Below are 11,885 nucleotides of genomic sequence, written 5' to 3' on the forward strand. Positions count from 1 at the left end.
TATGATCCTGGCGCCCGCCTGAGCGGTCGGGTAGCGGCCCGATACCGACCACCCCATAAGCTCCCCTTATGACCCTGCCGCCGGGAGCACCCGATCTCGAGGCACTTGATCTGCTCGCATCCGTGGCGGAACTGGGCAGTCTCGGCGCGGCCGCGCGACGGCACGGCATCAGCCAGCCCGCCGCGAGCATGCGGATCAATGCACTCGAGGGGCGACTACACCTGCGGCTACTGGATCGCGGGCCCACCGGCTCGGCGCTGACCGACGCCGGGCACACCGTGGTCGAACTCGGCCGACCGGTGCTGGCGGCAGCGCTGGCACTGACCGAGGGCATCGCGGCCCTGCACCGCGCCGTACGTCCGAGCCTGCGCATCGTGGCGTCGAAAACCATTGCCGACCATCGCATTCCGCATTGGCTGACGGCCCTGCGCAAGATCCGCCCGGAATTGGCGATAGAACTGGACGTCGCGAACTCCCGACAGGTGACCGCGGCGGTGCGTGACCGCGAAACCGAGCTCGGCTTCGTCGAAGGACCGCACCCGCCAACGGGATTGGGCAGCCGCGTCCTCGTCGCCGATGAGCTCGTCGTGGTCGTCGCACCGGCTCATCCGTGGGCCACCCGCCCCCGGCCGGTGACCCTGCGCGAACTCGCCGACACCCCACTGGTGTGGCGCGAGAAGGGCTCCGGAACCCGCGACACGGTCTGGGAGGCACTCGAGATCCACGGCACCCCGGCCCCACCGGCAGCCGAACTCGGCTCGGCCGCAGCGATTCTCGCCACCACCAGGAGTGGCGTCGCGCCCGCGGTGGTCAGCCGTTTGATCGTGGCGCACGAACTGCGCGCAGGCACCCTCCACGAAGTACGCCTGTCCGACGCACTCACCCTGACCCGAAAGTTCCGCGCCATCTGGCACCGCCGAACACCTCCCACCGGCCCCGCCGCCGATCTGGTCGAGCTCGCCGCCCGCATCGAGGCGGCGCGAACGAGTAGACCGCGAGTGCGTTGACGGCGGGCCGTTCACCTAGTGCAGAGCGCCGCGACCACAGTCGGCCACGAGTGGCCGACGGCCACAACAGGCGTCGTGGGGGACGAAACAGTGCCCGGTGATGGAGACGCTCACCGGCAGACGCACAGCGCTCGGGTCAATGGCCCATGCCGAGGCCGCCGTCGACCGGGATGATGGCGCCGGAGATGTAGCTGGATTCGTCGGAGGCGAGGAAGCTGATCACGGCGGCGACTTCCTCGGGGTCGCCGATGCGTTGCATTGGGATGGCTTGCTGGGCGAGCTGGTGGTATTTGTCGTCGAGAGCCTGGGTCATGTCGGTGTCGATGAAGCCGGGAGCGACGACGTTGGCGGTGATGGAGCGGGAGCTGAGTTCGCGGGTGATCGATCGGGCCAGTCCGACCAGACCTGCTTTGGAGGAAGCGTAGTTCGCCTGGCCGGGGGTGCCGAGCATGCCGACCACGGAGCCGAGGAAGATCAGTCGTCCCCAGTGTGCGCGCAGCATGGATCGGCTCGCGCGTTTGGCGACGCGGAACGCGCCGGTGAGGTTGGTGTCCAAGGTGCGTTCGAACTGGTCCTCGCTCATCAGCGTGAACAGCATGTCGTCGGTGATACCGGCGTTGGCGACCACCACTTCGACCGCACCGTGGTGCTCGGCGACTTCGGTGAAGGCCGCATCGATCGATGCGGTGTCGGTGACGTCGCATCGCACGCCGAGTAGTCCGGCGGGGGCGTCGGTGCCGCGGTGGGTGACCGCGACCCGGTGTCCGTCCTCGGCCAGTCGTCGCGCGACGGCCAAACCTATGCCGCGGTTGCCTCCGGTGACCAGGACTGATCGCGGGGTGGTCGGTTTCGGCATGCAGATCCTTACTTCGAGTGGTTCAGTTCGTTGATCCGAAATATTCGGCCCCACTGAGCATTACGGTTCGCAAGGCGATCGGCATCAGCGGGTTCCCCCAATCTCCACGGCGAAATATGAGGGTTCCGTACTAAGCGGTCTTCGCTCCGGTGCAGCACCAGCACGCGAGTTGCCTCAACGACCGTGCCCGTTGCGTCATCTCGGAGCGATCACTGCCACTCAGCACTGTGAGTCACAGTCGGCGGCGCACCGGATATTGCGACATCGGTGCGAATGAGGTGATTGCCCTACCGCCGAGCTCGTATCAGCGCAGTTCAGAGAGGTGTCAGCGCCCGATTTCAGGCACTGTCGCTTCACGCGGTGCCTTGTCCGGTCGCAGGCCACGCCAGCTCGGGTGGCGTAAGCCGTCGGGGCTGGCTTCGCGGAATTCGATGTCGGCGACGAGTTCGGGGTTGACCCAATGGGCGACAGTGGCTACGGGACGTGGCGGTGGGATGTCGAAAGGGCTGTCGGGGCGGGCGATTTCGTTGAGTTGGAGTTGGAGTTGCTTGCGATCGCGCATGGTCCAGCCGGTGCCGACATTGCCGATGTGGACCAGGCGGCCCGTTTCGTCGTAGGCGCCCAACACGAGGGAGCCGAAGATGCCCGCGTAGCGGCCATTGCCGGGGAGCCAGCCCGCGACGACGACCTCGGTCGTTCTGCGCAGCGGGGTTTTGATCCATGCGGGGGAGCGGCGGCCGGGCTGATAGGTGGAGTCGAGGCGCTTGGCGATGATGCCTTCCAACCCGTGATCGCGCGCGACGCCCAGCATGGTGGTGGCGTCGACGTTGGCGTAATAGGGCGGGGTGCGGACCATGGGCAGGTCGATCGCCAATTCGTCTAGTCGGGCGCGCCTTTCGATATAGGGGAGGGCCAGCAGGGACTCTCCGCTGTCGGCGAGCAAATCGAAGATGAGGTATTGGACAGGCACTTGCCGGATGAGTTCGGCGGTGGGTTTCACGACGTGCATCCGACGCTGTAGCCGACGAAAAGAGGGCACGCCGGTGCCCGGCTCAGGGGCCACGATCTCGCCGTCGACCAGCACATCCCTGCCGCCGAGCAAATGGCTGAAGATGCTGGTCAGCTCCGGAAAAGAACCACTCAGATCGCGATTGTTCCGACTATAGAACCGGCATTCTCCGCCGACCGCCCGCCCAATGGCACGAATACCGTCCCATTTCATCTCGATCGCCCACAGACCGGTATCTACCGGTGGCCGCCCAGGGACGGCCAGCATCGGCGCCGGCACTGATTGCACAAGATCAGCATACTGTTAGCTACCGATTTGTCTGATCGCGAACGAGAATGGCTCGGCGGGTTGGCTACGGCAGCGCGTCGGCCTACCGCCGGTTCATGCTCGAATACGGCGAATAACGAGGATCCGGGAGCGTCGAACCGGAAACTCGATCGTGGTGACGCCGATGCGTACGTCAAGTCGGCGCGGGTAACGCCGCCGGAGGCGGGGGTTGGGGGTTTAGCGTTGGTGTATGGGTTACGCGGGTGGGGTTAGCTTTGGGATCAAGACGATTCCGGCGAACGTTGGCTATGCCGATATCTTGCGGGTTTGGCGGGAGGCCGACGAGATTCCCGAAATCGAGCATGCGTGGCTTTATGACCATCTGTTGCCCAGGGTTGGTGCGGGATTTGCGTTGGACGAGGGGTTGTCGGGGCCGGTATATGAGGGGTGGACGTTGCTTACCGCGCTTGCTGCTCAGACTCGGCGGCTACGGCTCGGGCTGCTGGTGACGAACAATCGCGTTCGGCGGCCTGCGGTGCTGGCGAAGATCGGCGCAACCGTCGATGTGATCGCCGGTGGTCGCCTCGATTTCGGCCTCGGCGTCGGTGGCATGCCGAAACGGGATCCGCGGTTCGAGACGCTGGTGGCACCCGAGTACAACGCCTACGGTATTCCGCACGGCAGCTGGCCTGACGCGGTCGCTGATCTCGCCGAAGCCTGCACGATCATTCGGCGGATGTGGACCGAAACGGTCTTCGACTTCGCGGGCGAGCATAACCAACTCACCGGAGTTCGCTGTAATCCCAAGCCGATCCAGCGACCGCATCCCCCGCTGTTGATCGCGGGCACCGGGACCGCCACCTTGCGGGTCGTTGCCGAACACGCGAACATCTGGAACGTCATCGGCCTGCCCCGCAACACCATCGAATATCTGCGGCAGCGCAGCGACGTCCTCGACGAGCACTGTGCCGCGATCGGGCGTGATCCTGGGGAGATCACCCGCTCAGCCCAGATTGTCGTCTCCTACGATGATCCCGCCGAATCGCGGCGGCATCTTCGGCAACTGATCGGCGCGGGATTCACCCACCTGGTGCTCGTGCTACCGGCGCCGTATCCGAACGAGGTCGCACGCTGGGCGACCGATGAGCTCATCTCGCCAACACTCGACCAAGTTGCGTACTGATATTCCTTTTTCTATCAATACCACGTTGCTACGTTCCAATTTGATATTACGTCACTGCAATATTCCAGTTTGCTTCTGACGCAAGGCATTCCGTCGCAGTGTGAGCAGAATGTGTTTCGAAAATCGGTGAGCGGAATTATTGGAGTTTCACCGAAAGTGTCAGTGGCGCACTGTAATCTCCTCGACCATGTCGCCATCATTCATCCACGAGGGTTTTGTGGAACTGTTCCGCAGTCGGCCTGAGCTGGCGGCGGGCTTTCTGCAAGACGTGTTCGGGCTACCGATGCCCGATTCGCACCAGACCCATGCCGAGCCATGCGATTTCACCGACATGGGCCCGAAGGAATTTCGGGGTGATGCGGCCTTCGCGGTCACCGATGAGGCCGGAACCGCGCTGGTCGGAATCGCGGTCGAGGTGCAGCTGGCGCAAGACGGCACGCGGCAGTGGAGCTGGCCGGTGTACCTCGTCACCCTCCGGGCGCGGCTGAAATGCCCGGTGTTTCTGCTCGTGGTGGCTCCGGATTCCGCGGTCGCGCAGTGGGCGAGGCAGCCGATCGAGCTGGGACATCCCGAATTGACGTTGTGCCCATTGGTCCTGGGCCCTGAGCTGGTACCCGCCGTGACCGACAGCGCCGAGGCGGTTGCGATGCCCGAGCGCGCGGTGCTGTCGGCCATCGCCCACGCCGACGGGCCACAGGCCCATGAAGTCCTATCCGCCCTGCTCGCGGGCTTGCAGAAGACCGACGACCAGCAGACGAAAATGTACTATGACATCGTGCGCACGGCTCTGTCCGAGTCTGCGCTACACCACCTGGAGGAGCTGATGACGACGGGATACGAGTACCAGAGCGACTTCGCCCGCAAGTATGTGGCGGAGGGGCGTGCGGCTGAAGCGGCACGGATCATCTTCAGAGTCCTCGATACTCGGGGGATTTCTGTCAGCGCTGACGTTCGTGCGCGGATCTCGAACTGCGAAGATCTGGAGCAGCTCGAGGGTTGGATTGACCGTGCGGTGATCGTCGATACGGCCGACGACCTGTTCACCTGACGTCGGCTTCGTGCTGAGGTTCGCTCCGCGCCAGGCAAGGTAACGGCACTGCATCCCCGCGGGACTCGGCGTCTGCCGGTCGGCTGGTCTCGCCGGATGAGCACATTGCCGCCGCAGAGAGGCGTCGCTTGGATGGCGGCTGAGATGGTCCGCTGACTAGTATGGCTGAAGGGATTGGACTATCTGTTGTGTGCTTCGAGCTCGGTCGCAAGCGTCTGCTGGGTGGCCGCCCACGACGCCAGGAGCGCTAAATTGTCAGCGGTCGGTGTGTCGGCGGGTGCGGTGTAGACGGCGAGGTGGAGGCCGGGTTCGGCGGGCAGTTCCAGGGACTCGACGTCCAAGTCCAGCCGGCCAACGACCGGATGGTGCACCCGCTTGCGTCCGGACCGGCGCAGCCGCACGTCCCGAGATGCCCACCGCTGCCGGAATAGCTCACTGCACGTTGACAGTTCACCGACCAGAGCGATCAGCTCCTCGTCGTGCGGATTGCGGCCGGCTTCCATGCGTAGCTTCGCGGCCACGTCACCGGCAATCTGGTCGTAGTCGACAAAGAAATCCCTGGCCGCCTCGGGAGCCAGATAGACGAACCGCGCTGTGTTCGCGGGCCGTCGCGGGTCGGCCAGCACCGGTGAAAACAGCGCGCGGGCAAGGTGATTCATGGCTAGCACGTCATAACGTCCGTTACAGACCCAGGCTGGCGCATCGGAGATGGCATCGAGCACCTGCTGCAGTGTCGAGCGCACCGTCCCGGCAGGCCTGCGCCGGCGTGGGCCGCTGGGCGCCCCGGATTGGCGCGCGAGGTGAAACAGGTGATCGCGCTCGGCCTCGTCGAGTTGCAAGGCCGAGGCCAACGCGTCGAGCACGCCATCGGAGGCACCAGCGAGGCTGCCGCGCTCCATGCGCACGTAGTAGTCGACGGATACTCCCGCCAGTAGCGCTACCTCCTCGCGACGCAGACCTTTGACCCGCCGATTGCCGCCGTAAGCGGGCAGACCTGCCTGCTCGGGTGTGATACGGGCGCGACGTGAGCTGAGAAACTCCCGTATATCGGTGCGTAGATCCATCGTGGCCATCCCTCCACCGTAGGGCCGTCCAGCAATCCAAGGGAGGCACTGCCGGTACCCCGACGACTGCGTTGAGACCCGGCTTGGAGACCGCCACTGGCAAAGCCGACGCCTAGGGGGTACCCGATGCGGTCGTCGCGATGCCGCCGTCTACCGGGATGATGGCGCCCGTGAGGTAGGACCCGGCCCGGCTAGCGAGAAACACGGCGATACCCGCCATGTCGTCGTCGCGGCCGAGCCGGCGCAGCGGGGCCGCCGCCGCGATCGTGTCGCCGATGGCATCGAGCGTGGACCCCATCATCCGCGACGGGAACACACCCGGTGCTACCGCGTTCACCGTGACGTGCTGTGGGCCCAGTTCTCTGGCAAGCACTCTGGTGAGTTGATGGAGTGCCGCTTTGCTGCTGGCGTACGAGTAGTTGGGCGACTGGGCGACGTGGATGGCGGCGATACTGCCGATGTTGATGATCCGCGCGGGATCATCGGTGGTGCCCGCCCTGCGGAGTGCGGGGAGCAGCGCCTGCACCAGCCAGAACGGCGACTTGAGGTTGAGGTCGAGCACTGTGTCCCAGGCCTCGTCGGGGAACGTCTCCAACGGTTCGCGCCACATCGCTCCCGCGTTGTTGACGAGGATGTCCAGGCGATCTGAGTCGGCCTTGATGAGATCAGCGAGGCGCTGACACTCGTCGTGCCTGGACAGGTCGGCGGGGATTGCTTGAACGTCGCCGAATTCGGACAGTAGACGCTGTGCCTCCGCGCACTTGTCTGCGTTGCGCGAGCTGATGACGACGCGGGCGCCCGCCTGGAGAAGGCCGCGCGCGATCATCATCCCAATGCCACTGGTGCCGCCAGTGACAAGGGCGTACTTCCCACTCAGATCGAAAAGTTCTGTCTGAGTGGTGAATTGATTGTCCGCCATTGTTCTCCATCCGTTCTGTCGTGGAATAATTCGCCGACACGGTCGCGCATTCGGGCAGCTGAATTGAACTGATGGGGGTAAAGCTGCAATGCGTGTCCGTGGAGTGTTGTCGGCGCTATCCGTTCAGGGCGCCGACTCAACCAGGTTGACAGGCTTTTTGGACGCCTGGGAGACCCTGGTGATACAGGTACTGTGAGAGCCACCCTTGCCTGGTGCGCAGAGAAGGCCGCGGCCCGAATTCATATCGAAGGCGGGCGCGTTCCCGAGCAGTTGAAGTCACTGTTCGGCCGCTGACCCGCTCGAATTATGCACCGGCCTCCGGGATCGACATGGTGGAGTTCGACAATGGGGTCAGCCGAATCGTGAAGACCCGGTAGCGGCAGATCTCAAAGCCCGAGTTTGGTAACGGCATTGTCTTCCAAGGGATTTGCTGTACGAATGTAGCCGTGCACGGTGCGCGGATTAGACCAGCGACCTTGGCGCATGATCTCGCGGTCACTGGCGCCACCGAGGGCGGCCTGGGTGGCGAACCCGGCGCGCAGGGAATGGCCGGAGAAGAGGTCGGGGTCGAGACCGGCGCGGGCGGCGTAGCGTTTGACGAGTTCGGCGACGGCGCGGCCGGACATGGGGGTGGCGCCGACCGTACCGTGACGATTTATCGTGGGGCACAAGGGTAGGTCGGGTTGCTCGGCGAGAGCGGTTCCGGTGAAGCCGTGGCAGCGGTGGATGTTCGGGTCGGTCGCGCCCTCAGCGAGATGGGCGCGCAGGCCCGACGTGCCTTCGGCAGTGTGTATTTCGAGCAGGCGCACCCAGTCGGCGAAGGCGCAGACAGGGCAGGTGCGCGGACGTTGACCGCGTGGCAGCGCGACGCGTTGTTCGGCAACACCGGTCGGGTCGGTCTTCGTCGACGGCAGCCGCACCAGCAGCACCGGTTCGCCGGTGGCGTGATCGAGCTGCACCTCGACGTCGGCGATGCGCAGCCCGGCAAGCTCACTGCGACGCAATGCGCCGGCGAACCCGATCAACAAGACAAGAGCATCGCGGCGCCGGGCGGGTTCGGTGGGCCAGCCCGGTTCGGGCAGCCCGGCCAGCAACTGGTCGAGGGTGTGCAACAGCACGGGGCGTTTGCGTTTCGGTTGGGTGCGCCGCGTGCGCCGGATGCCACGCAAGGTCAATCGGACAACGTCGGAGCGGGTGGGGGACGGCAATCCGTTCGCGGCGTGCACCGCCGCGATCGCGGCCGACTTGCGTTCCAGCGTGGCCGCGCTGAACGCCCACTCGCCGGTCTCCCGGCGCGCGTCCGCCGCCGCGGCCAGATAGACGGCGACATCGAGCGGATCGGCGGGCATCGCCTGCCGACTCTCAGCCAGACACCACGCCGACCACGCGATCCAGTCGGTCCGGTAAGCGCGCAACGTATTCGCCGACTGCGACGCTTCGAGATACCGCCGCAGCGACCCCGCCTGATTATCATCGAACCGCTCCCGCACCAACCGCAACGCGGCCGCGTCCACCAGAACGCTCCGCACCCCGCGACGCAGTTCGGTCCGCACCGACTCCGGCATCGCGACGACCGCGGCGCGCTCTTCCATCGACCAGCTCCCTACTCCTAGACCCCCACCATTGTCCTGCTGCCACAGCCCAATTCGCGACATCGACCATCTCCCCGCGCGTCGCCCAACACTTGGTAACTTCGTCGCCCGCAAGGCCTCCGCCTTCTCGGTTCCATCTAGCTCGCTCTGGAGGTCTCGGACGGACGGTGACGTGCACGCCATGATGGGCGCTCCCGTGCGAGGTGGCACCTTCAGTTCGGCGAGCTGACGTCGTCGTGCTCTCGCCGGTTGCCACTCGACGATCCAGAATTCAGCGCCGAGATAGTCAACAAGCTCAACAACCTGCGAGACGATTGACCGGCGCGGGTGGCGTCGACGATCGCCACAGCCGCTGACCGAGCAGAATGGCTAGCCGCGGTCCGATAAGTTGGGCCACCCGTGGCAGTGCCAGGAGCGTCCGTCCCATTCCACAACAAACGGCTCAGCGTGCGGCAACGGCGTACCCCAGACATGAGAGCCGAGCCCACATAGCGATGCGACGGTCAGGGTGAGGCTGGCGACATGGCCGACAACGACAACGGTCTCTTCGGCGTGGGTATCCGCGATGTGTCGAAAGGCGGCGCTCACGCGGGCAAGAACCCGCAGCCCCGACTCACCGTCCGCGACTCGCTGCCCTAGATCACGCTCAATGATCCACGCCCGCAACACCTCGGCCGTCCGCCGCCGCACCGCGGGGTCACTGGTCCCCTCATGCCGTCCGATGCCGACTTCGGCGAGTTCTGCGAGCGCGACGACCCCGGGACCCCTCCCGCCGGCAAAAGCCGCAGCGGTCTGCCGTGCGCGCACCGCAGTACTGCAGTAGATCCGGGCGATCGGCTCCCCGCCCAGCGCGCGGGCAGCAGCCGCAGCTTCGTAACGCCCGAGCGCAGTGAGCGCCGCCGCCGGTACAGCTCCCGCGACGCCCGCGACGACGTTCTCCGATTCCGCATGCCGCAGACACCACACCTTGACGTGGTCACTCATGCCTACCAGTTCTACTGCCACCAGGCTGGCCGTGACTATCTAAACGGTCTACTGCGACGTTGTGCGGACCCGCGACCCAGGCTCGATGCCGTTCGAGCGAAGATGCCGCGCACGATGATTCACCCGAGCATCGAAGTCGCCGTATCGGTGCGCCGTCCTCGGTGACCAGCGCGACTTTCTTCGGCCTGGCCCCACTGAGGCATCGCCGCCGTTGCCGGTCGCATTTGCGGCCGTCGCCTCCTCGGAATCCCCTGTGCTATGCCAGAATTCGCGGATGAGTAACACCGTGATTCATCCAGTGCGGGATGACGAGTTGGTTGGCGTCGCTCGACTTCGTTGGCAGTGGCTCGAGGAAGATCAGGGGGCGCCGTCGACTACCGAGGAGGAGTTCATACGGTCGTTCGTGGGTTGGGCGCGGGACAACAGGTCTTCGCATCGGTGCCTGGTTCTGGTCGACGATGGTGTTGTCGTCGGGATGGCGTGGCTGGCGATCTATCAACGCGTACCGAGCCCGAGCAATCTGCACCGATTTTCCGGTGATTTGCAGAGCATGTATGTGGTGCCCGATCGCCGAGGCGGCGGGCTCGGCAGCCAGCTTATCGATGCGGTCGTGCGTCTGGCCGATGAATTGGGGTTGAAGCCGCTGACCGTCAACTCAAGCGGCAGGGCGATCAGTGCGTATGCCCGCGGTGGCTTTGTGACGTCGCCGGGGCTGCTGAAAGCCGAATTCGCGCGCTGACATCCACGTCTCCATCCACCGCGGCCGACTCTATGGCGCGGGGACCGGAGTTCGGTTGGGGCGGAAGCGCATCGGCGGTTCGGTGTACTCCTCGAGCGTGTGCGCGATCCAGCCGATGGTGCGGGCGACGGCGAAGATCGCCTCTCCGGCATCGGGTCGCATGCGATAGGCGTGCATGAGTACCGCCAGGGCGAGGTCGATGTTCGGTAGGGCGGTGTGGGGTGCGCCGAGTTGGTCGGTGATGGTGTCGATCGCGGTCAGCGCTGGGGTGGCGGCGGGTATGGACCGGAGCATGGCCAGCAGCAGGTCGGCGCGCGGATCGGCGGCGCGATAGATCAGGTGTCCGAAACCTGGCAGCCCGCCGCCGAGGCGGAGCCGTTCGGACGCCGCGCCGAGCGGATCGGTGATGGCATCGCCGAGGAAGCGATACGCGACAGTGCTTGCCGCGCCGTGATATTGGCTGTCCAGCGCCCCGAGACCGGCGGAGACGACACCGTAGGGGTGGACTCGCGCGCTGGCCGCGACGCGGGCGGCCATGGTGGAGATCGCAAGTCCGTGGTCGGCCAGCAGGATCAAGGTCGCGTCGAGTAGTCCGGAGGGCAGGGCTTGGTCGGTCAAGCTGGGCCCTAGCCGTTCAGCCAGCGTCCCGGAATCGCGGTGCGCCTTGCCGAGACAATCGACCTCGACCGCGAGCAGAATGCCGGCCGTACGAAGCACGCCCTGCGGCGACAGGTCGAATCGCCACTGATCGCTCGCGCTGGCAACGGTCACCGCGACGCGCATCCGATCGGTCAGCCGAACATTCGCGGGGAGAGCGGCGACTGCCGCGCGGCAGGTGGTGAGAAGCTCAGCGGGAGCGGTGAATTGCGGTGGTGACGCGGCGAAATCGCCGGTCCACAGCAGTCCTGCCACGGCCTCGACCGGTTGTGTCGTCACCAGATCCGCGACGTGGTGGCCTCGGTAGCGCAGCTGATCGTCCTCGATGCGCGAGATCGTGGAGGCAATGTCGGCCATCGTGTGCTGGCCGCCATGCCGCCGCCCTCGCGCCAACCGGGCTACCTCGTCCTCCCGGAACAGACTGCCTCGACGGCCCGGAGCCGCGACCTTGGTCAACAGTCCACGGCTGACATAGGCGTAGACGGTCTCGGGCTTGATATCGAGACGACTCGCCACCTCGGCGGTGGTGAGGTGGCGTGCGTCACCTTTCGCGTCCATGA

Annotated in this window: 11 protein-coding genes; 4 read left to right on the forward strand and 7 right to left on the reverse strand. The window is 65.5% G+C overall.

The features are described from left to right. Positions 1-68: 68 nt before the first annotated feature. Positions 69-1,007: a LysR family transcriptional regulator gene (locus tag ACIBCN_RS22830; protein WP_396993637.1), complete on the forward strand. Its 939-nt coding sequence runs from the start codon at positions 69-71 to the stop codon at positions 1,005-1,007. 136 nt (positions 1,008-1,143) lie between these two features. On the opposite strand, the gene fabG1 is transcribed toward ACIBCN_RS22830, so the two are convergent. Further along, positions 1,144-1,863, reverse strand: a complete 720-nt coding sequence (gene fabG1, locus ACIBCN_RS22835; protein WP_396993638.1) for a 3-oxoacyl-ACP reductase FabG1 — start codon at positions 1,861-1,863, stop codon at positions 1,144-1,146. 325 nt (positions 1,864-2,188) lie between these two features. Further along, positions 2,189-3,139 carry a non-homologous end-joining DNA ligase gene (gene ligD / locus ACIBCN_RS22840; RefSeq protein WP_396993935.1) on the reverse strand — a complete coding sequence of 317 codons (951 nt, stop codon included), beginning with the start codon at positions 3,137-3,139 and terminating at the stop codon, positions 2,189-2,191. Positions 3,140-3,389: 250 nt separating this feature from the next. On the opposite strand from ligD, the gene ACIBCN_RS22845 reads away from it, so the two are divergent. Both ACIBCN_RS22845 and ACIBCN_RS22850 read left to right on the forward strand, forming a co-directional pair. Beyond that, on the forward strand, positions 3,390-4,322 hold the full coding sequence (locus ACIBCN_RS22845) for an LLM class flavin-dependent oxidoreductase (protein ID WP_396993639.1): 933 nt from the start codon (positions 3,390-3,392) through the stop codon (positions 4,320-4,322). 187 nt (positions 4,323-4,509) lie between these two features. Continuing rightward, positions 4,510-5,370 (forward strand): hypothetical protein, encoded by an 861-nt coding sequence (locus ACIBCN_RS22850; protein WP_396993640.1) that lies wholly within the window; start codon positions 4,510-4,512, stop codon positions 5,368-5,370. Positions 5,371-5,549: 179 nt separating this feature from the next. Here the strand turns inward: ACIBCN_RS22850 and ACIBCN_RS22855 are convergent, their stop codons facing one another. From ACIBCN_RS22855 to ACIBCN_RS22870, 4 genes are all read right to left on the reverse strand, one after another. After that, on the reverse strand, positions 5,550-6,443 hold the full coding sequence (locus ACIBCN_RS22855; protein WP_396993641.1) for a helix-turn-helix transcriptional regulator: 894 nt from the start codon (positions 6,441-6,443) through the stop codon (positions 5,550-5,552). Between the two features lie 103 nt (positions 6,444-6,546). Next, positions 6,547-7,353, reverse strand: coding sequence for an SDR family oxidoreductase (locus ACIBCN_RS22860; protein ID WP_396993642.1), 807 nt, complete (start codon positions 7,351-7,353; stop codon positions 6,547-6,549). Positions 7,354-7,739: 386 nt separating this feature from the next. Continuing rightward, positions 7,740-8,945 carry a site-specific integrase gene (locus ACIBCN_RS22865; protein ID WP_396993643.1) on the reverse strand — a complete coding sequence of 402 codons (1,206 nt, stop codon included), beginning with the start codon at positions 8,943-8,945 and terminating at the stop codon, positions 7,740-7,742. Between the two features lie 369 nt (positions 8,946-9,314). Then, positions 9,315-9,929 carry a histidine phosphatase family protein gene (locus ACIBCN_RS22870; RefSeq protein WP_396993644.1) on the reverse strand — a complete coding sequence of 205 codons (615 nt, stop codon included), beginning with the start codon at positions 9,927-9,929 and terminating at the stop codon, positions 9,315-9,317. Between the two features lie 274 nt (positions 9,930-10,203). Here ACIBCN_RS22870 and ACIBCN_RS22875 point away from each other — a divergent pair, with 274 nt between their 5' ends. Next, positions 10,204-10,668 carry a GNAT family N-acetyltransferase gene (locus ACIBCN_RS22875; protein ID WP_396993645.1) on the forward strand — a complete coding sequence of 155 codons (465 nt, stop codon included), beginning with the start codon at positions 10,204-10,206 and terminating at the stop codon, positions 10,666-10,668. A gap of 30 nt (positions 10,669-10,698) precedes the next feature. On the opposite strand, the gene ACIBCN_RS22880 is transcribed toward ACIBCN_RS22875, so the two are convergent. Further along, a complete protein-coding gene (locus ACIBCN_RS22880; RefSeq protein WP_396993646.1) occupies positions 10,699-11,883 on the reverse strand; it encodes a citrate synthase in 1,185 nt (394 codons plus the stop codon). Positions 11,884-11,885 lie beyond the last annotated feature (2 nt).

It is taken from the genome of Nocardia sp. NPDC051052 (genome assembly GCF_044456045.1).
Lineage (GTDB): Bacteria > Actinomycetota > Actinomycetes > Mycobacteriales > Mycobacteriaceae > Nocardia.